Raw genomic sequence first — 19,573 nt, 5'->3', positions numbered from 1 at the left:
TGATAAACGAGGCTGTAATGACCGCATTGCTTGATATAGACCAGCTGCTCGACACCTTGGAATCCGGCCTGCGTCAGATTCTCCAGGCGCGTGGCGTGGATGACCCGGTGCTGATCGGAATCAGGACCGGCGGTGTCTGGCTGGCGGATGTGTTGGGGAAGCGCCTGGGTATTGCCCAGCCTTTCGGAGAGCTGGACATCTCGTTCTACCGGGATGACTTCAGCCGCATTGGTCTGAACCCCCGGGTGATGCCGTCCAGTCTGCCGTTTGATACCGAAGGCCGGGACATCATCCTGATCGACGACGTGATCATGAGTGGCCGGACGATCCGGGCTGCCATGAACGAAATATTCGACTACGGCCGTCCGGCCAGTATCATACTGGCCACGCTGATCGATATGGGCGCCAGGGAGCTACCAATCCAGCCGGATGTGGTGGGACGGGCTCTGACGCTGGAAGCCCATCAACGAGTGAAACTGCGTGGCCCCGAGCCACTGCGCATTGAAGTACAGGAATCCGGGCAGTAAACCTTCCCAACTGATAACAGGCGAGCCATGACCGCGAACGACCCTTCCCCGAACCACTTGCAGCTGACCCGGGATGGTCAGTTGCGGCATTTCCTGACGCTGGATGGCCTGGGCCAGCCACTGCTCACGGATATTCTCGACACCGCCGACTCCTTTATTGAGGTGGGAGAAAGAAGTATCAAGAAAGTGCCCCTTCTCAGAGGCCGCACCGTAGTCAACCTGTTCTTTGAATCCAGTACCCGGACCAGGAGTACGTTCGAACTCGCGGCCAAGCGCCTGTCTGCCGACGTCCTGAACCTGGATATTTCTACCTCAGCTACCTCCAAGGGTGAATCCCTGTCCGATACCCTGCTTAATCTGGAGGCCATGGCTTCGGATATGTTCGTAGTGCGTCATTCCCAGAGCGGCGCGCCGCATTTCATAGCCGAGAGTGTGACCCCGGGCGTTGCCATCATCAATGCCGGTGACGGCCGTCACGCCCATCCCACCCAGGCGATGCTGGACATGCTGACCATCCGTCAGCACAAGGGCCGATTCGAAGGCCTGAAAGTTGCCATTGTCGGGGATGTGCTGCACTCCCGGGTGGCGCGCTCGCAGATTCGTGCTTTGAATGTGCTGGGCGCGGAAGAGGTGCGGGTGATTGCTCCCGGCACGCTGCTGCCCAGAGATGTCGAGGATCTTGGCTGTACCGTGGAATACGATATGGCCCGGGGCATGAAAGACCTGGATGTGGTGATCATGCTGAGGCTTCAGAAGGAGCGCATGGAAGGTGCCCTGCTACCCAGTGAACGTGAGTTTTACCGTCTGTACGGGCTGAATCAGGAAAAGCTGGGGCTGGCAAAGCCCGATTGCATCGTCATGCATCCGGGCCCGATCAACCGCGGGGTCGAGATTGAGTCGGCAGTGGCCGATGGGCCCCAGTCGGTCATTCTTAATCAGGTCACCAACGGTATTGCTATCCGGATGGCGGTGATGTCCATGGCCATGGGCGGTCAGATGGCGGAGCGTCAGCAAAGACAGCAGGAACAGCAGGAGGGCCGGGCATGACAGCATCAGCGAACTGGAATGAGGGCGGCCTGAAACTGACCGGCGGGCAGTTGTTTGAGCCGGGCAAGGGGTTGATCAGTAACCCGGGGCTGTTGGTGCGTAATGGTCGCATAGAGGCGGTTGGAGAGCAGGCCCAGGCAGCCGAGAGCGCCGCAACACTGGACGCCGCCGGGCAGGTGATCGCGCCCGGTTTTATCGACTTGTGCTGTAATCTCCGGGAGCCGGGCAATGGCCAGAAGGGCAATATTGCCTCGGAAACACGAGCCGCCGCCCATGGTGGTTTCACCACGGTCTGTGCCTCGCCGGAAACCTCGCCGGTCAATGATTCCGGTGCCGTGACCAATCTGATTCTCGACAGCGTGGCCTCCCGAGGTGTGGTTCGGGTGCTGCCGATCGGTGCCATCACCCGTGGCCTTGATGGCGATATGCTCAGTGATATGGCCGGCCTGAAAGCAGCCGGTTGCGTGGCGGTCGGCAATGGATCCCGGGGCGTGCGCAATGCCCGCATTCTGCGCCGGTGTATGGCCTATGCCCAGACCTTCGGACTGACCGTGATGTTCAGTCCGGAAAATACGGCACTGGCGGCCGATGGCTACGCCCATGATGGCCAGGTCACCACGCGTCTGGGGCTACTGGGTATTCCCGAGGTGGCCGAAACGGCCGCGGTTATGGAAATGCTACTGCTGGCAGAAGAGACCGGGGTGCGCCTGCACCTGAGCCAGCTGTCCTGCGCCCGCAGCGTCGAGATGCTGGCCCAGGCCCGGGATCGCGGCGTGAAGGTTACCGCCGATGTTGCCATGCACCAGTTGGTCTTCACCGAGTCGGCCCTGGCCGGCTTCGACAGTCGTTTTCATGTCCGGCCTCCCCTGCGCGGAGAATCCGACCGTCAGGCGCTGGTGGCCGGTGTGCGGGACGGCGTTATCGATGCAATTGTGAGTCAGCATCAGCCCCATGATTCCGCGGCCAAGCAGGCCCCGCTGCCCGCGACCGAGCCCGGGCTGTCAAGCATCGAGAGCGTGCTGTCCCTGGGTCTGGAGCTGGTACAGAATCATGAGTTGGAGCTGCCGGATTTGCTGCGGGCACTGACCGCCGGGCCGGCGGCTGTGCTGGGCCGGGAAGTGGCTCTGACGGCCGGGGCTGCCGCTGATCTTTGCCTGTTTGACCCGGATGGCCACTGGCAGCCTTCCGCAGCAACGCTGCTGTCGGCTGGGCGGCACGCTCCGGTTCTGGAACGAGCCCTGCCAGGGGAGGTGAAACTCACCCTGGTGGCAGGTCGCACCGCCTGGCAGGCTCCCGGAACACCACTTTGAAAAATGAGGCAGAGGTGGCTCCGCCTCTGTCGACATCATCACAGAACTCGCCGGTTTTGCTGAAAAACCCTTGATGGCAGGCACCTGAGCCAACGTATTCTATGACCTGACCCTCTACGGTCAGGTCATAGAATACGAGAGCCAGTCACCCGGATGTGACCGGCCCGACAATAAAAACTCAGGAGTCATCCCGTGAAATCAATCCGCTTTTCCCGCCGGCTCGCCATGGCGGCCGTCCTGTGTGCCAGCGTGGTGGCACCCTCCCTGGTTCAGGCCCAGGATGAAATCCTTGAGCGCAGTTTCTGTGTGTTTGACCCGGTTGGTGCCAATGGCCCGCTGTTTGCCATTACCAAGGAGTTCCAGCCGGTGGCCCTCAAGCGAGGCATCAAGCTGGAACTGCGTGCCTACACCGATGAAAAAGTAGCGGCCGAAGACTTCAAGGCCGGTCAGTGCGATGCCGTGTTGCTGACCGGCACCCGTGCCCGGGAATTCAACAAGTTTACCGGTAGCCTCGAAGCCATGGGGGCAGTGCCGGGTGAAGAAGAAATGCGCCTGTTGTACAACACCCTGAGCCAGCCCAAGGCCCGGCCGTTCCTGGTTGACGGGCCCTATGAGGTAGCCGGTGTCTTTCCTGCCGGGGCCATTTACCTGTATACCCGCGACCGGGCCATTGATTCGGTCGAGAAACTCCAGGGCAAACGCATCGCAACGCTGGATTACGACTCGGCCTCGGTGCGCATGGTCCGTCATGTCGGCGCATCGGTGGTTGGCTCCAACTCCGCCAACTTTGCCGGCAAGTTCAATAATGGCAGTGTCGACCTGGCCTATGCACCAGCCGTGGCCTATCAGCCTCTGGAACTCTATAAGGGCGTTAATTCCAAGGGTGGGGTGTTCAAGTATGCCCTGGCGTACATGAACTTCCAGGTCATTATTCATCGCGACCGTTTTCCGGAAGACGCCGGCCAGATGGTTCGGGATGAGTCCATCAAGCGGATTGATCAGGCCTACGAGATCATTGCGGAAGCGGAGTCCGGGATTCCTGCCGAGGTTTGGATGCACCCGCCCCGGGAAGATGTGGCCGAGTACGACAAGATGCTGCGCCAGGTTCGTCTTTCACTGTTGGAGGACGGGGTCTATGACGAGCGCGCCATCAAGTTGATGAAGGCGATTCGCTGTCGGGTGGATGGCTCCCGTTCGGAGTGCGCCTCCTGAGGCACTGAGCGGCCCGCATACAGAGCGGGCCGCAGGTGATCAGCGGATGGCGTCTTTCAGGGCCTTGCCGGCCTTGAAACCCACGGTCTTGCTGGCAGGGATCTGGATGCTTGCGCCGGTTTGCGGGTTGCGTCCGTTGCGGGCTTCCCGGCTGCGGATATTGAAGGTGCCGAAACCGATCAGTGTCACGTCCTCTCCCCGCGCGGCAGCCGCCGATACCTGGTCGGTAAACGCGTTGATTACCTCTCCGGCCTTTTCCCGGGTAAGCCCGGTTTTGTCGGCAATGGCAGCAGCAAGTTCAGGTTTGCGCATCGGATACTCCTGATTATTCGTTCTGATTGTTGTTGGTTATTGCCCCGGCCAGGCCGGAGGCTGAAGCAATCTATAGTGGCTTTGGGCTGAATCTGCAAACCTTCTTCGGTAACGATATGTTCCCGGAGGCGTCATTTGCGGGATCGGTCTCATAAACCCGGGGCGGAGTTCGTCATAATGAACGCCGGTTACAGACTGTAACAAACGGTGCAGTCCGCCCCCATCGTCTGGACAAAACACAAGAACAAAAGGTTGAAAGGTATGAAGGGTTTCCGGAGATCCCCGACAACATCATCTGGGCTTCGCGGCATGGCGGCGGCGTTGACTGCCGGTCTCTTGCTGAGCGGCTGCGGGGCGGTCAATAACATGATCTACAAGACCACGGGGGATGTCATGAAGGGCTTCTCCCGCAACCATACCGTCCCCTACCTCATGGAGTCGGACGATCTGGCTATGGGCTGCTCCATGAGCGAGGCTACCGCGCCGCTGTTGATGTCGTTTGGTCGGGTAACCAGTGAGCCAGACCAACTGGCTGTCATGCTTTACCTGTCTTCAGGCAGTTGTGCGGAAGAGCAGGCCAGGGAGCATGAGCTGGCAGGGTTGGCCGCCATGTACGCCATGGACGCGACCGCGGCGGAAGACGCCTTTATTCGCCAGAAGCGCGCCCATACGCTGGCCGCCCGCCGCTATCTGAAAGGCTGGCAGCACCATAACAGCCACTATGGCAACCCGGACGAAAGCGAGTGCCCGAATTTCGACGATGACATGGACGAGTTCATGTACATGGCCGGTTTGCTGTCCGGGCTGCAGGCGCTTAACGCCCAGATCCAGGCCACTTCCTCGGTGGGCGTTCCGTTCAATACCGGCTCCGTGGTGGGCCGTGCTACCCAGTGTCTGGATAACAAGAAATGGTGGGGCGCCCCCATGGGCCTGCGTGCCACGGTCTGGGCCATGATCCCGGGAACCCAGCCCCAGGGTGAAGATGCCTTCGAGCGCCTGGCCATTGCCGCGGAGCAGGGCGAGGAAGCTGGCGTCCGACTGGGCCATGTGTTCCAGGCCATTGCGGCCATGAACAAGAATGATGAAGCCCTGGTGAAGTCGGTTATCCGCGACCATGCTGAATCCCTTGAGGCCAATCCGGCTAACGAGGAATGGCGGTTTGTGGATGCCATGGCGACCAATATGCTGGTGGCGATTTCGGATCGGCTGTGGGTGGAAAACACCGGTCACCGCACCCCCATCGGGCAGTTCGGTGCTTTCTGGGATGACCAGCGTGAACCGGTCGAGACCATGGATCTGGACGACCTGTTGTAACCATCATCAAGCCGAGTAAGCCGATATGCCCCAGGGTGGTTTTCGTCGTAGTGGTCTGGAGTGGTTTTCATCGCTGCCGGCCTGTCTGTTGTTGCTGGCTGTGGTTCTGTTCTCCACCAGCAGTGATATTCATAACCAGATGTTGCGCGCTGGTGAGCAGCTCTGGAGTGGCTATTACAAGCTGCGCATCGACCCGGTACAACCGGAGTGCGACCTCAACCGGGATATTGAGGCAGAGGTCGCTCGGGAACTGGCTGAGCAAGCGCCGGCAGACGACCCGATGGCAGCACTGCTTGGCGCCCATGAAAAAGATCCCCGGGAAGTTCGTCTTGCCATAGAGCGCTCGGTGGCGGATTGCCGGGCCGCTCACGCCAGTTACGAAGACCTGCAGGACAAACTGACTCCCGGTGTGAAAGCCTATCGGGCGGTAGAGCTTTTTGTAGCCGACCTGATCGCGTTCGGGCTCACAGCCCAACGCTATGTTCTGGTGATTCTGGTGATGCTGTGTGCGGTGACCGCCACACTCACCCGCCATCACATTGCCATGCGAGCCATGGAGACCCGGTTGGACTACACCGTCTCCTATACCCTGCAAACCATTGCCAACGCCATGTTGCTGGGCTCGTCAGTGATCTTCCGGCAATCCAGCCTGGCCAGCAGCACCGCCGTATCCGGTGAGGAGCTGCTGCTGCACAATTTCTGGATTGTCGGCTTTGCCTGCCTGACGCTGGCGAGCCTCTATCGCCTGTTCCGCGTGCCCGACAATCTGGCGCCGGGGGGCAATCTGAATCAGGCGTTTCTGTCGGTTCCGCTTTATACCGTGATGTGTCTGATTTCAGGTACTTACTTCGCGCTGATCGGTCATTCCTCCGGTATCGGGATCTATCTGGGCAAGATGATGGAACTGGCCGACATGTTCCTGAATGTCGGGCTGTACGTGTGGGTGGGCATGATGCTGAAACAGACCCGCCTGGCGACTCTGGTTTTCAATATTTTCCGGCCCTGGCGTATGCCGCCGGAGATGCTGGCGGTGGTGGCCGTTCTGGTGGCGGCGGTGCCTACCGCCTATACCGGTGCTTCCGGTATTTTTGTGATTGCTGCCGGTGCTGTTATCTACAGTGAGCTCCGAGCGGCGGGCGCGCGCAGACATCTGGCCCTGGCGGCCACGGCCATGTCGGGCTCCCTGGGTGTGGTATTGCGGCCGTGTCTGCTGGTGGTGGTGATTGCCTACCTGAACCGAGAGGTGACGACCGATGAGTTGTTTGGCTGGGGCATCTGGGTATTCGTACTGACCGCCACCATGTTTGCGATGGTGGCTCTCACGGTGAACCGGCAGAGCCAGTTTGACCTTGCCCCGGCGGCCGATGCCTTTCCGGCGTCCATTCAGGCTTTGCGGCCATTGATTCCCTATGTGATCGTGATCGCTGCCGTAGTGCTGTTCTACCGGCTTGCCCTGGATGTGAAGATGGACGAATTTTCGGCGCCCCGGTTGCTGCCGGTGATCATGCTGGCCATTCTGGTATATGAGCATATCAGCCTGAACAATGGCCGGGGCCGGGCGTCCGGTGAGATCAATCACCAGGGGCTGGAGCGCAGCGTTCGTGGCGCGACCAACGATACCACCGCTGAGATTGGCGCCCTTTTGTTGCTGCTGGGGCTGTCGGTGAGCATTGGTGGTGTGATCGAGCGCTCCCACATCATGGAAACTTTCCCTCAGGCGTTCGACAGTCCCTGGTCTGCCATGCTGCTGATGGTAGTGATCCTGGTGATTCTGGGGATGATCATGGACGCCTTCGGGGCGGTGATTCTGGTAACCGCAACGGTGGCGACCATAGCCTACTCCAGCGGTATTCACCCGGTGCATTTCTGGATGGTGACGCTGGTAGCCTTCGAGCTTGGCTACCTGAGCCCGCCTGTGGCCCTGAACCATCTGCTCACCCGCCAGGTGGTGGGCGAGGCTGAGGTGCTGGCGGCCCAGCAGGAAGGTGGAACCTTCTACCAGCGCCACGAACGCATCATCATGCCACTGATTGCCATGGGTATTTCTCTGGTACTGGTGGCCTTTGTGCCGTTGCTGTTCTACGCCAACTGATTTCTCTGCCCGAGGCCGCCCCGGCGGCCTGTCTGGTCTGTGTTCTCAAACCAAAGGCACAAAAAAAAGCGCCGAGCTTTCGCAAGGCGCTTTTTTTGCAGTGGGAAAGCGGCTTTAGCCGGCTTTCGGGCCCGCTTCAACAATGGCATCGGCCACGTCGAACTTCTTGAAGTTCTCCACGAACTGGGCAATCAGCTCCTGGGCCTTGCCGTCGTAGTAGTCCGGGCTGACCCAGGTGTTGCGCGGGTTCAGCAGCTCGGTGTCTACGCCCGGGACATGCTTGGGTACATCCAGGTTCAGGGCATCCAGGTGCTCGGTTTCCACGTCGTCCAGGTCGCCGTTCTGGATGGCGGCAATGATGGCGCGAGTAGTCGGGATGCTGAAGCGCTTGCCTTCACCGTAGGGGCCACCGGTCCAGCCGGTGTTGACCAGAAATACCTTGCTGCCGAACTCGTCGATACGCTTCATCAGCAGCTCGGCGTAGACGCCGGCCGGGCGTGGGAAGAACGGCGCACCAAAGCAGGTGGAGAAGGTGGACTTCAGCTTCGAGGATGAGCCCATTTCGGTGGAGCCCACCAGCGCGGTGTAGCCACTCAGGAAATGGTACGCAGCCGCTTCACGACTCAGGATGGATACCGGAGGCAGAACGCCGGTCATGTCGCAGGTCAGGAAGATGATGTGCGAGGGCTCACCGGCACGGTTCTCGATCACGCGCTTTTCGACGTGCTCGAGCGGATAGGCGCAGCGGGAGTTTTCAGTCAGTGAAACGTCGTTGTAGTCCGGCTCGCGGGTCTCCGGATCAATCATCACGTTCTCAACGATGGCGCCGAAACGGATGGCGTCCCAGATGATCGGTTCGTTCTTCTGGCTCAGGTCGATGCACTTGGCGTAGCAACCGCCTTCAATATTGAATACGGTGCCCGGGCCCCAGCCGTGCTCGTCGTCACCGATCAGGAACCGGTGCGGGTCTGCAGACAGGGTGGTTTTGCCGGTGCCGGACAGGCCGAAGAACAGGCAGGTCTCGCCGGTTTCACTGACGTTGGCTGAGCAGTGCATGGGCAGAACGTCTTTCTCGGGCAGCAGGAAGTTCTGAACCGAGAACATGGCTTTCTTCATTTCGCCTGCGTAGTGCATGCCGGCCAGCAACACCTTGCGCTTGGCGAAGTTGATGATGACGCAACCGTTGGAGTTGGTGCCATCACGCTCCGGTACACACTCGAAATTAGCGGCGTTGAGAATCTGCCATTCCTGCTTGTCGGCCGGGTTGAAGCTATCCGGGCGAATGAACAGGTTGCGGCCGAACAGGTTCTGCCACGCCGTTTCCGTGGTCATTTTTACCGGCAGGTAGTGTTCCGGGTCGGAACCAACGTGAACGTGAGAGACGAAGCGGTCTTTTTCAGCGATGTAGGCTTCAACGCGATCCCACAGGGCATCGAACTTTTCAGCATCGAACGGGCGGTTGATCGGACCCCAATGGATGTCGTCGGCGGTGCTGGGCTCCTCGACGATAAAGCGGTCCATAGGAGACCGGCCGGTACGCTCACCGGTGGTGACCACCAGTGAACCGTTGGATGCCAGCTGGCCTTCGTTCCTTGCTAATGCCAGCTCGACCAGTCGTGCTGTACTCAGATCATTATAAGTGTTGCTCACTTCGACCTCGCCCTCGGGATGTCTTCGTGATTGCCCAGGCCGTCCCCCCGAAAATTGACGGAAAACTGAACAATCGGGTCAATTCAGGCGCGCTATTATGCCAGAGACGCCTGCAAAAAACGACTGCCCTGAAAGCCGCGCCAGAGGCGGCTTCCGGGCAAGTTCAGTGACTGCTTAGTGTAACGTATGGCCGGTGAAAAGGTGATCAATGTCATTTCTATTAAAGCGATAGTTTGCGTGACAGAACTGGCAGTCCATGTTGATGCTGCCCTGTTCGTCGAGGATGCTGTAGCACTCGTCCTTGCCGATGGCTTCCAGCGCGGCCAGGGTGCGCTCCCGGGAGCAGCTGCAGCGGAAGGCAACCGGATCCGGCTCGAACAGGCGCACCGTTTCCTCGTGGAACAGCCGGTGCAGCAGGGTTTCACTGTCCAGGGTGAGTAGCTCCTCGGCTTCGATCGTCGCGGCAAGGTGGTTCACCCGGTTCCACAGGTCATCGTCGTCATCGGTATGGCCGGGCAGGCGCTGGAGTAACAGGCCGGCAGCGGTATCCTCGTTGGCAAACAGGAACAGGCTGGTGGCGATCTGCTCGGAGCGCTCGAAGTACTCTTCCAGGCAGCCGGCCAGGGTTTCTGATTCCCGTGGCACCACGCCCTGGTAGCGCTGGCCCTGTTCCGGGGTGATGGTGATGGCCATGCGGCTTTGTCCGAGCAACTCGTGCAGGGTTTCGCCGCTGACCGCATCGGCATCAAAGCGGGCCAGGCCACGGATATGGCGGTCATGGCTGCATTCGGCCATGAGTGTGCTGAGGGCACCTTCACCCGCTGCCTGCAGCGAGAGGGTGCCTTTGAATTTCAGGGTGCTGCTCATCAGTACGCTGGCTACCAGGGATTCTCCCAGCAGCTCGCGGACTGAATCCGGGTAGGGGGCCTGGCCGGTGATTTCCTTGAAACTCTCGCCCAGCTGTACCCAGGCACCCCGCACCTGGCTGTGTTCAAAGAGAAAACGTTGGAACTGGTCGCGGGATGCCATGGTGTCTCCTGGAGCTGATGTATCGATTTACTGGGAGTTACTGAAAGGGGTTGTATACGGGTTGTCAGATACGTGGGATTCAATGGTTACAGACCATTCTGTTCCCGGAAGCGCTGGATATCCCGGCGATCTTTCTTGCTCGGCCTTCGAGCCGGGGGCAGCTGTGCAGCCTGCATGGTCTTGCGTTGCCAGGCCAGGTCTTCCCGCCGTTTCACGCTGTCGTCGGTTTCGTGATAGAGCTTCTGGGCTTCAGGGGCGCCCCGGCGTCGGTCGCTGATGTCGTCGACGATCACGATCTTTTCCTGCCAGCCCAGGCGCAGGGTCACTTTGGCGCCGGTCTCAACGATCTTGCCGGGCTTGGTGCGCTGGCTGTTGTAGTGCACCTTGCCGCCTTCAATCGCCTCTTTGGCGAGCGAGCGGGTTTTATAGAATCGCGCTGCCCACAGCCATTTATCGAGCCGGACTTTCTGATCGTCTGCGTTCGCCGCCGTCATATCTCCTCACCTGTCGGGCACATGCCGCAATAACCCATTATAACCCCCTCATGGGGTGGATGGCACTGCTGTATGTGAGCGTAAGGCAGGCAGCACTTCATCGAAGTGATGAATGCCGGGAATGTCCGGGTGGTGGTCTTTGGCTGGCTGCTGGCTATCGGGGGCCAGAATCGCCAGGCACTGGCCAATACCGGCGGCACGGGCACTCTCAAGCACCGGGAAACTGTCGTCGACCATCAGGGTAGATTGGTGGCGATAGGGGGAGCGGCTGGCAAGGTCCTGCCAGAACACCGGGTCCTCTTTGGGCTTGCCCAGTTCGTGGCTGGAGACGATGCCATCAACATGCTGATCCAGCCCGGTCCGTTGAAGTTTCAGGGCCAGAGGATCCGGATGGCAGTTGGTGACGATGACCGAGCGCAGTCCGGCCTGGCGCAGTGCGGCCAGGAAGTCGGTTACATGGGGGCGGTAGCCAATGCGGTCGCCAACTTCCGCCTTAAGGCCGGTTATGTCCAGGGCAAGGCGTTCGCTCCAGTAATCGGTGCAGTACCAGTTCAGTGAGCCCCGCTCGGCCATAATCATCGGAATCAGGTAGTCCCGGGCCTCGGTTGGGTGCAGGTCAAAGTGTTCGGCATAGCGCCTTGGCAGGTGCTCCAGCCAGAAGTGGTTGTCGAAATGCAGATCCAGCAGTGTCCCGTCCATATCGAGGAACACGGTATCGAGGGTTGACCAGTCCACCATAAACAAAACAGCCTGAAGAATTTTCTTCAGGCTGCCTTAGATCCCGGCCAGTGGCAAGCCGGGATTTTACGGATCGGTAAGCCAAATCAGTTGTCGGACTGCTCCACCGTTTCTGACTTACGACCGGTGCGGGTGCAGCCCAGGCAGCGCACGAAGGTGGCCTTGGCCGGGCCAACCACCAGCACTTCACCGGCTTCACCGGCATTGCCGCCAAGCGCCGAGAATGGCAGGGATACCAGGTACACAGCACTACCAATAATGGTTGTGGCCAGCAGGGCCGGGCGCAGCAACACCGCATCGGCGGTCATGGCCAGTGCAGACGGGCTTTCATCCACGGCACGGGCATGGCCGAGCGATGAGAATGCCAGCAGGCAGGCTGCGACGGTGGCTACCAGGGTGCGGGAAATCTTGCGGGTCATGTCATTCTCTCCTGAACGTATCAGCCCGGTTGGTCAGGGCTCGCCTGTCTCTGTATTGCGAGCCAGCATGTTCGCGCTGCGTGCGGCGACCGGGTACTAGCACTCCATTAACTATGAATCATATTGCCTCAATTTCAAACGGTTTTTCGTTGAAAAGTGTGAGCCGTTGCGGAATCTCAGCGCTGGCACCGGGGGCAGTAAACCGTCGATCGGTTGTTCATGCGGATCTCTTTCAGCGGGGTGTTGCATTCGGTGCAGGGCGCTCCCGCCTTGCCATAAACCAGTAGCGACTGGGCGAAATACCCCGGTTTGCCGTCGCTGTTGACGAAGTCCCGCAGAGTGGTGCCGCCCATCAGTATGGCGGCGCTGAGGGTTTCCCGGATGGCCTCGGCCAGCTTGTGATAGCGGTCCAGGCTGATGCGGCCGGCTTTCCGTTTCGGGTGAATGCCGGCCTTGAACAGGGCTTCGTTGGCGTAGATATTGCCCACGCCCACCACCACATGATTGTCCATAATGAAGGATTTGACCGGCGTCTGTTTCTGCCGGGACAGGCGAAAAAGCCAGGCGCCGTTGAAATCTTCGGATAAGGGTTCCGGCCCGAGCGCGCTGATCAGTGGATGCCGGTTCCAGTCGGTAGTCCACAGCCAACAGCCGAAGCGTCGCGGGTCATTGAAGCGCAGGCGGCGATGATTGCCGAGGACAAGCTCGACGTGATCGTGAGTCATGGCGGGGCTGTCGTCGGTGATCACTCTGAGACTGCCCGACATGCCCAGATGGACAATCACGGAACCAGTCTCCAGGTGCAGGAACAGGTATTTCGCCCTGCGCTCCACGGCACGGATGGTCTTGCCCTCCAGGTGCTCGGCCAGATCCGCCGGCACCGGCCAGCGCAGGCTGGGGTTGCGGACAATTACCCGCTGGATGGTCTGGCCTTCGCAGTGAGGCGCGATGCCCTGACGGGTGGTTTCAACTTCAGGTAATTCCGGCACAGAGCCTCCACCAACAGACAGATTTTGAGACGAAACAGTGTAATCGGTAACAAAAAAGCCGCCAAACCTGGTTGTCCAGGCTTACACCTGTACGCTAGAGTGGGCCTAACGATCACCCCCTTCGAGTGCCAGCGACATCCCTCAGCAGTATCGCCTTTCGAAGTTAATCGAGTTTCGAGGATTATCTATGTGGTTTAACGGTCTTCTGGGCCTTTCTGTGTGGCAGCTGATCGCGGTCACTCTGGTGATGACACACATCACCATCGTCAGCGTTACCCTTTATCTGCATCGTCATTCGGCCCATAACGCGCTGGATCTGCATCCCGTCCTCAAGCACTTTTTCCGCTTCTGGCTCTGGCTGACCACGGCCCAGAACACCAAAGAGTGGACGGCCATCCACCGTAAACACCATGCCAAGTGCGAAACCGAGGAAGATCCTCACAGCCCGGTGGTGCTGGGTATTCGCAAGGTGCTGTTTGAGGGCGCCGAGTTATACGCAGCTTCTGCCACCCCTGAAACCCTTGAGCGCTATGGCCAGCGCACCCCGGAAGACTGGGTCGAGCGCAACCTCTACAGCCGGTACAAGACCCTGGGTATTGCCTTGATGGCAGTGATCAACCTGGCGCTGTTCGGGGTGCACGGTATCTGGATCTGGGCGGTCCAGATGATGTGGATTCCGGTATGGGCTGCCGGCGTGGTCAATGGTATCGGCCATTACCTGGGCTATCGGAATTTCGAATGCGCCGATAACGCCCGCAACATCTCGCCGCTGGGTATCCTGATTGGTGGTGAGGAGCTGCACAATAATCACCACACCTATCCGAATTCGGCCAAGCTGTCTCGTCGCTGGTACGAAGTGGACATCGGTTGGGGTTACATTCGTCTGTTCCAGCTGTTTGGTCTGGCGACGCCGAAAGGCTATCGGCCTATTGCTCATTATGTTCCGGGCAAGCAGGCGGTGGACGTGGAAACCGTTCAGGCTATCGCCAATAACCGCTTTGTGATCATGCGCCAGTATCGCAAGCGAGTAATGGAGCCGGTGCTGCGACAGCAGAAAGCGTTGATGGACGACGAAATTCGTCCCCGTTATCGCAAGCTCAAGCAATTGCTGTCTCGCGAAATCAGCCTGATCAAGCCTCGGGAAAAAGAACATCTCGACACGGTGCTGGAGCGCAACGAAGTGCTCAGGCTGATCTACGAGAAGAGTCATGAACTCCAGGCACTCTGGCGCCAGCGCGGGCTCAAGCCCCAGGACAAGCTGCAGGCGTTGATGGAGTGGTGTCGTGACGCCGAAGCCAGTGGTGTTCGTTACCTGGAAGAGTTTGCCGCCCACCTGCGGGCGTATTCCTTGCGCCCCGCCAGTTGAGTTTCGCCTGCCTGTAGGACATCGCCGGAAGCCTCTGTTATTGGGCTTCCGGTTCTTCTCTCTGTTCAACCCGGAAAAGACAGTAGCTGACCTGGCCGGCCGATTTCTGTCGGTGCAGATGCCAGCTGGCCGGTACCGCCGGCAAGGCTCTTTCACTCTCGTGCTCGACATAGATCCAGCCACCCGGCGTCACCCATTGCTGGGCGTCCAGTAGCGGTATCAGGCGTTCCAGCCAGCCTTGCCGGAATGGCGGGTCCATAAACACGATGTCGTAGCCCCGGCCGTCACGCCTGGCCAGAAACTGTTCCACGTCCTGGCAGGCGACATCCCCTTTGCTGGTTCCCAGCAGCCGGAGGTTGTCCCGGAGCGCTTTGGCCAGGGCGGGGGTGTGGTCCACCAGCGTTGCCTGCGCTGCTCCACGGGACAGTGCTTCCATTCCCAGAGCCCCGGAACCGGCGAACAGATCCAGGCACCGGCTACCGGCCAGGTGGAAGTTCAGCCAGTTGAACAGGGTTTCCCGGGTGCGGGCCGGGCTGGGCCGCACGCCGCCGGCGTCCGGAAAGCGCAGTTTCCGGCTGCGCCAGTCGCCACCGATGATTCTCAGTTCGCCGGTTCCGGAGCCTTTGCCTGGTGAGACGACGGGTTTTTTGCGGGCTGGGGGACGTCGTGCCATAGGGGCGAGGCTCCGGGGAAGTCATGGATGGCTGATGTTTGCGGCTATGGTACCGGAATCCACGAGACCGGTTAATCCTGCCCCATCACTTGTGCCGGCCAGTCTGTTAGAATGCTCCACTTATTTTGGCGAGCTGAGGTTCTTGTGCCCTCTTCGCGAACCTGCGGCCTGTGCCCGCCCTTTTTTCAGACAGATGGATAGATTATGACGGCAGAGTGGATTTCAGTCGGCCTGTTGGCCCTTCTTGTTCTGTTTTTTGTGCTGGATATCGCCGGCAACCGCAAGCGTGCGCCCCGGCCCAAGCCGGTACCTCAGCGTAAGCCGGAGGTGGCCAGGGGGCCGGCTCCTGTGCCAGCGGAACCGGAGGCCGAAACTGAAGTGCCGCCTGAACCCGCGGCAGAAGCCACTGAGCCGGAAGCGGCTCAACCGGCTGTTGAGCCGGCTCCCGCGCCGGAACCCGTTCCGGCGCGGGAGCCTGAGGTTGAGCGCGAACCGGAAACCCGAGTCAGTGTCTTCGAGCGCATCAAGCAGGGTCTGGGGAAAACCCGGGCCAGCCTGACCGGTGGTCTGGCCGACCTGTTCTCGGTGGGCAAGAAGATTGACGAAGATCTGCTGGAAGAAATCGAAACCACGTTGCTGATGGCCGATGTGGGTGTGACCGCCACCTCTGAGATCATCGACGCCCTGACCGAGAAACTCGAACGCAATCAGCTGAAAGATGGCGAGGCCCTGCGCAAGGCGCTACGGGATGAGTTGCATGGCCTTCTCAAGGACGTGACCCGGCCGCTGGAGATCGATGCTGGTAAACAGCCATACGTTATCCTGATGGTTGGCGTGAACGGAGTCGGCAAAACCACTACCATCGGCAAGCTCACCAAGAAATTCCAGAGCGAGGGTAAGTCGGTCATGCTGGCCGCGGGTGACACCTTCCGGGCGGCGGCGGTTGAGCAATTGCAGGTCTGGGGCGAGCGCAACAACGTTCCGGTAGTGGCCCAGCATACCGGCGCAGACAGTGCATCGGTAATTTTCGACGCCATCCAGTCTGCTCAATCCCGGGGTGTGGATGTGGTGATTGCAGACACCGCCGGTCGCCTGCAGAACAAGGACAACCTGATGAACGAGTTGTCCAAGGTCGTTCGGGTGATGAAGAAGCTGGATGAATCTGCGCCTCATGAGGTGATGTTGGTGCTGGATGCCGGCACCGGTCAGAATGCCCTGAGCCAGGCCCAGGTATTCCAGCAGGCAGTGGGTGTCTCCGGCATTACGCTCACGAAACTGGACGGCACGGCCAAAGGCGGTATTGTGTTTGCGATCGCCCGTCAGCTGCAGTTGCCAATCCGCTATATCGGGGTAGGAGAACAGGCCGAAGACCTGCGCAGCTTCGATGCCGAAACTTTTGTGGATGCGTTGTTCGAAGACTGACGCCGTAAAGACGGAGTAGCTGCCCCGATGATTGAGTTCCGCCAGGTAACCAAACGCTACGACAGTGATCACACCGCACTCAGGGCTGTGAACTTTCACCTGGATCGTGGTGAGCTGGCGTTTCTGACCGGTCATTCCGGCGCGGGCAAGAGTACCCTTCTGAAACTGATCATGGTGATGGAGCGCCCGACAGCGGGTGAGGTGATCGTGGGGGGGCAGAAACTGAATAGCCTGCCCCGCCGACAGATTCCTTACATCCGGCGTCATATCGGTGTGGTGTTCCAGAATCACCAGCTGTTGTTCGACCGCACGGTGTTCGACAATGTGGCCATGCCATTGGAGGTGATGGGGGCCTCGCCGGAAGACACCGGCCGGCGCGTGCGGGCGGCACTGGACAAGGTTGGTTTGCTGAAAAAGGAAAAGATGAACCCCATGCAGTTATCCGGGGGTGAGCAGCAGCGGGTCGGTATTGCTCGTGCGGTGGTAAACAAACCACCCGTACTGCTGGCGGACGAGCCGACCGGTAACCTGGATCCCGAATTGTCTGCAGACATCATGCGGTTGTTTACCCAGTTCAGTCAGGTTGGGGTAACGGTACTTGTGGCAACCCACGATATTGCTCTGATTAATGAAATGAATCGACGTACGCTGACTCTGAATCAGGGCCAACTGGTTGCTGGCGGAGGTGTGAGTGGCCACTGACTCTCGCCAGAAGCCGGATAATCGCCGGGGCGCTAACCGTTCGCGATCACTGTTGAGTGATCAGGCCCGGAGTTATCTGGGCCACCACCGGAAAGTAGCCCGGGATTCTATCCAGAGAATGTGGAAAACCCCGGTAGCCAGCGCCATGACCTGGACAGTGATGGGGGTAGCTCTGGCCTTGCCGGTTGCCCTGCTGTTGCTGTTGACCAGCCTGCAGGGTGTGAGTGCGGGCTGGGAGAGCACGGCCAGGATTACCGCCTATCTGGCGATGGACCTGCCGGCGGAGGAAGCCCGGGATATGGCCGCGGACATTGAAAGCGATGGGCGAGTGGTATCGGTTCAGCTGGTCGAGCGTGACCAGGCCCTGGCCGATTTTCGTGCCAGTTCCGGGCTCGACGAAGCTCTGGATTTCCTGGAAGAGAATCCTTTGCCGCATACGCTGTTGATTACACCCGAAGACAGCGCTCGCTCGGCAGAGGGTGTTCAGGCACTGGTGACGTTTGTCGAGAATATGAACGGTATCGATCAAGTCCAGGTCGACCTGGGCTGGCTGCAACGCCTGAACGCAATGACCGACATCCTTGCCCGCGCCGTCTGGGCGCTGGCTTTGTTGTTGGGGGCTGCGGTTATCCTGGTGATTGGTAACACGGTACGTCTGGCCATCGAGAACCGGCGGGATGAAATCCTCGTGGCAAAACTGGTGGGCGGAACCGATGCTTTCGTTCGTCGCCCGTTTCTTTACACCGGCGCCTGGTTCGGGCTCGGGGGTGGCCTGGTGGCGTGGTTACTGATTCAGGTGTCGCTCTGGTGGTTAAGCGGCCCGATCGAGCGTCTTGCCGGGCTGTATCGCAGTGAGTTTACCTTGCAGGGGCCGGGGTTCGATGGCGCGTTGGCATTGATAATCGTAGCGATGCTGTTAGGCTGGCTGGGCGCCTGGGTTGCGGTGAGGCGTCATCTGGATGACATAGAGCCGGGCGATATTGCTGGAGGCTGATCCGGATCGCGGGAAAACCGTATTGAAAAAAGAGTCTTTTCTGACGTAGTTTGATTTGTAGAAAAGCAAAGGCGATCTTTCCAGATGTATGATTTTTAACGTTTTACTGGGAAGTTCGGGAACTAATTGAGTTCTTGGCGGTCTCATATTGAGTTGCTATATTTAAAGGCTGTCAGGTTCGGAGGTTAATGCATGGGTACGAGTTTACAGCTGGTTGACAGACTGGTTCCGGGTGCGAATCTCGAGTCGTATATCCAGGCGGCGAGTCGCATTCCTGTTCTCTCCGTTGATGAAGAGCGGGAACTGGCAGAACGGCTGCACTACCATGGCGATGTTGAGGCCGCGCGTCAGTTGGTGCTGTCGCACCTGCGCTTTGTGATTCACATTGCTCGCAGCTATTCTGGCTACGGCCTGGCCCAGGCCGACCTGATCCAGGAAGGCAACGTTGGCCTGATGAAGGCCGTCAAGCGGTTTAATCCTGAGTATGGCGTGCGTCTGGTGTCGTTTGCCGTGCACTGGATCAAGGCGGAGATTCACGAATTCATTCTGCGTAACTGGCGCATTGTGAAAGTGGCCACCACCAAGGCCCAGCGCAAGCTGTTCTTCAATCTGCGCAGCCAGAAGAAGAAGCTGGCATGGCTGAATCACGATGAGTTGAAAGCGGTCGCCAATGATCTGGGTGTCGAGCCGCACGTGGTGCGGGAAATGGAAGGTCGTCTGGCTTCCCAGGACACCGCCTTTGACGGCCCGATGGATGATGACGAAGACAACGCCTACCAGGCGCCGGCTTATTACCTGGAAGATCGCCGTAGCGATCCGGCGGTTCAGCTGGAAAACGCTGACTGGTCTGAGGACTCCAACGGCCGGCTGATGCAGGCGCTGGAGCAGCTGGACGAGCGAAGTCAGGATATTCTGCGTGAACGCTGGTTGTCGGAGAGCAAGTCGACGTTGCATGAGCTGGCCGACAAGTACGGGGTGTCCGCTGAGCGGATCCGCCAGCTTGAGAAAAACGCCATGAAGAAGATCCGGTTGCAGATGGCCGAGGTCGCCTGAGGTTTATTGCCAGCCCGGAAGCTGAAAACGCCACCACCGTTCGCGGTTGGTGGCGTTTTTGTTTGTATAATCCGCCTACTCATATTTATCTGAGCCTTGGGGGCGGAAGCGCTTGGGAGGGCCTTTCCAAAAAACGCTCCTTGCGGCACATCCCTGTGGCGCTTCTGCTCCGCCATCCGTGGCTCCGCAAATTTTTGGAAAGGCCCTCCCAAGCGCTTCGTCATTCCTCG

General features: G+C 59.4%; 19 protein-coding genes. 11 read left to right on the top strand and 8 right to left on the bottom strand.

Annotated features, from left to right (window positions below):
• The first annotated feature begins 17 nt into the window (after positions 1-17).
• The 4 genes from pyrR (at position 18) to OZ656_RS19440 (ending at position 4,096) form a co-directional block, all read left to right on the top strand.
• Positions 18-527, top strand: a complete 510-nt coding sequence (pyrR, locus tag OZ656_RS19455; protein WP_011787165.1) for a bifunctional pyr operon transcriptional regulator/uracil phosphoribosyltransferase PyrR — start codon at positions 18-20, stop codon at positions 525-527.
• 27 nt (positions 528-554) lie between these two features.
• The gene (locus OZ656_RS19450) at positions 555-1,574 is read left to right on the top strand and encodes an aspartate carbamoyltransferase catalytic subunit (protein ID WP_022991331.1); all 1,020 of its coding nucleotides are present in this window, start codon (positions 555-557) and stop codon (positions 1,572-1,574) included.
• Positions 1,571-2,884, top strand: coding sequence for a dihydroorotase family protein (locus tag OZ656_RS19445; RefSeq protein WP_379944815.1), 1,314 nt, complete (start codon positions 1,571-1,573; stop codon positions 2,882-2,884). The genes OZ656_RS19450 and OZ656_RS19445 overlap by 4 nt, the downstream gene beginning before the upstream one ends.
• Positions 2,885-3,076: 192 nt before the next feature.
• Entirely contained in the window at positions 3,077-4,096 is a 1,020-nt protein-coding gene (locus OZ656_RS19440; RefSeq protein WP_011787162.1) for a putative solute-binding protein, read from the top strand.
• Positions 4,097-4,135: 39 nt separating this feature from the next.
• Here OZ656_RS19440 and OZ656_RS19435 read toward each other — a convergent pair whose 3' ends face one another.
• The gene (locus OZ656_RS19435) at positions 4,136-4,408 is read right to left on the bottom strand and encodes an HU family DNA-binding protein (RefSeq protein ID WP_011787161.1); all 273 of its coding nucleotides are present in this window, start codon (positions 4,406-4,408) and stop codon (positions 4,136-4,138) included.
• A 366-nt stretch (positions 4,409-4,774) separates the two neighbouring features.
• Here OZ656_RS19435 and OZ656_RS19430 point away from each other — a divergent pair, with 366 nt between their 5' ends.
• Together OZ656_RS19430 and OZ656_RS19425 are read left to right on the top strand one after the other, a co-directional pair.
• Positions 4,775-5,722 carry a hypothetical protein gene (locus OZ656_RS19430; protein WP_379944814.1) on the top strand — a complete coding sequence of 316 codons (948 nt, stop codon included), beginning with the start codon at positions 4,775-4,777 and terminating at the stop codon, positions 5,720-5,722.
• Between the two features lie 25 nt (positions 5,723-5,747).
• Positions 5,748-7,814, top strand: a complete 2,067-nt coding sequence (locus tag OZ656_RS19425) for a TRAP transporter large permease subunit (RefSeq protein WP_379944813.1) — start codon at positions 5,748-5,750, stop codon at positions 7,812-7,814.
• 114 nt (positions 7,815-7,928) lie between these two features.
• Here OZ656_RS19425 and OZ656_RS19420 read toward each other — a convergent pair whose 3' ends face one another.
• From OZ656_RS19420 to mutM, 6 genes are all read right to left on the bottom strand, one after another.
• Complete coding sequence (locus tag OZ656_RS19420) at positions 7,929-9,464, bottom strand: phosphoenolpyruvate carboxykinase (protein WP_153741724.1); 1,536 nt, start codon at positions 9,462-9,464, stop codon at positions 7,929-7,931.
• 174 nt (positions 9,465-9,638) lie between these two features.
• The gene (gene hslO, locus OZ656_RS19415; protein ID WP_023008695.1) at positions 9,639-10,493 is read right to left on the bottom strand and encodes an Hsp33 family molecular chaperone HslO; all 855 of its coding nucleotides are present in this window, start codon (positions 10,491-10,493) and stop codon (positions 9,639-9,641) included.
• Between the two features lie 86 nt (positions 10,494-10,579).
• Positions 10,580-10,987, bottom strand: coding sequence for a ribosome-associated heat shock protein Hsp15 (gene hslR / locus OZ656_RS19410; RefSeq protein WP_011787156.1), 408 nt, complete (start codon positions 10,985-10,987; stop codon positions 10,580-10,582).
• A gap of 48 nt (positions 10,988-11,035) precedes the next feature.
• A complete protein-coding gene (yrfG, locus tag OZ656_RS19405; protein ID WP_023008694.1) occupies positions 11,036-11,725 on the bottom strand; it encodes a GMP/IMP nucleotidase in 690 nt (229 codons plus the stop codon).
• An 86-nt stretch (positions 11,726-11,811) separates the two neighbouring features.
• Positions 11,812-12,144, bottom strand: a complete 333-nt coding sequence (locus tag OZ656_RS19400) for a hypothetical protein (RefSeq protein WP_011787154.1) — start codon at positions 12,142-12,144, stop codon at positions 11,812-11,814.
• 176 nt (positions 12,145-12,320) lie between these two features.
• Complete coding sequence (mutM, locus tag OZ656_RS19395; protein ID WP_011787153.1) at positions 12,321-13,133, bottom strand: bifunctional DNA-formamidopyrimidine glycosylase/DNA-(apurinic or apyrimidinic site) lyase; 813 nt, start codon at positions 13,131-13,133, stop codon at positions 12,321-12,323.
• A 187-nt stretch (positions 13,134-13,320) separates the two neighbouring features.
• Here mutM and OZ656_RS19390 point away from each other — a divergent pair, with 187 nt between their 5' ends.
• Positions 13,321-14,499 carry an acyl-CoA desaturase gene (locus OZ656_RS19390; RefSeq protein ID WP_379944812.1) on the top strand — a complete coding sequence of 393 codons (1,179 nt, stop codon included), beginning with the start codon at positions 13,321-13,323 and terminating at the stop codon, positions 14,497-14,499.
• Positions 14,500-14,536: 37 nt separating this feature from the next.
• Here the strand turns inward: OZ656_RS19390 and rsmD are convergent, their stop codons facing one another.
• Positions 14,537-15,172 carry a 16S rRNA (guanine(966)-N(2))-methyltransferase RsmD gene (rsmD, locus tag OZ656_RS19385; protein ID WP_379944811.1) on the bottom strand — a complete coding sequence of 212 codons (636 nt, stop codon included), beginning with the start codon at positions 15,170-15,172 and terminating at the stop codon, positions 14,537-14,539.
• Between the two features lie 204 nt (positions 15,173-15,376).
• Between rsmD and ftsY the strand changes: the two genes are divergently transcribed.
• The 4 genes from ftsY (at position 15,377) to rpoH (ending at position 19,343) form a co-directional block, all read left to right on the top strand.
• Positions 15,377-16,594, top strand: coding sequence for a signal recognition particle-docking protein FtsY (ftsY, locus tag OZ656_RS19380; RefSeq protein WP_379944810.1), 1,218 nt, complete (start codon positions 15,377-15,379; stop codon positions 16,592-16,594).
• 27 nt (positions 16,595-16,621) lie between these two features.
• Positions 16,622-17,296 carry a cell division ATP-binding protein FtsE gene (ftsE, locus tag OZ656_RS19375; RefSeq protein WP_014422980.1) on the top strand — a complete coding sequence of 225 codons (675 nt, stop codon included), beginning with the start codon at positions 16,622-16,624 and terminating at the stop codon, positions 17,294-17,296.
• The gene (gene ftsX, locus OZ656_RS19370; RefSeq protein WP_286893178.1) at positions 17,286-18,290 is read left to right on the top strand and encodes a permease-like cell division protein FtsX; all 1,005 of its coding nucleotides are present in this window, start codon (positions 17,286-17,288) and stop codon (positions 18,288-18,290) included. The genes ftsE and ftsX overlap by 11 nt, the downstream gene beginning before the upstream one ends.
• Before the next feature lie 192 nt (positions 18,291-18,482).
• Positions 18,483-19,343 (top strand): RNA polymerase sigma factor RpoH, encoded by an 861-nt coding sequence (gene rpoH / locus OZ656_RS19365; protein WP_379944809.1) that lies wholly within the window; start codon positions 18,483-18,485, stop codon positions 19,341-19,343.
• Positions 19,344-19,573: the final 230 nt, after the last annotated feature.

This window comes from Marinobacter sp. LM1 (assembly GCF_042763285.1).
Taxonomy (GTDB): domain Bacteria; phylum Pseudomonadota; class Gammaproteobacteria; order Pseudomonadales; family Oleiphilaceae; genus Marinobacter; species Marinobacter nauticus.
Note: the sequence above shows the minus strand (reverse complement) of the source record. Positions and strands in the feature narration are given on the sequence as shown.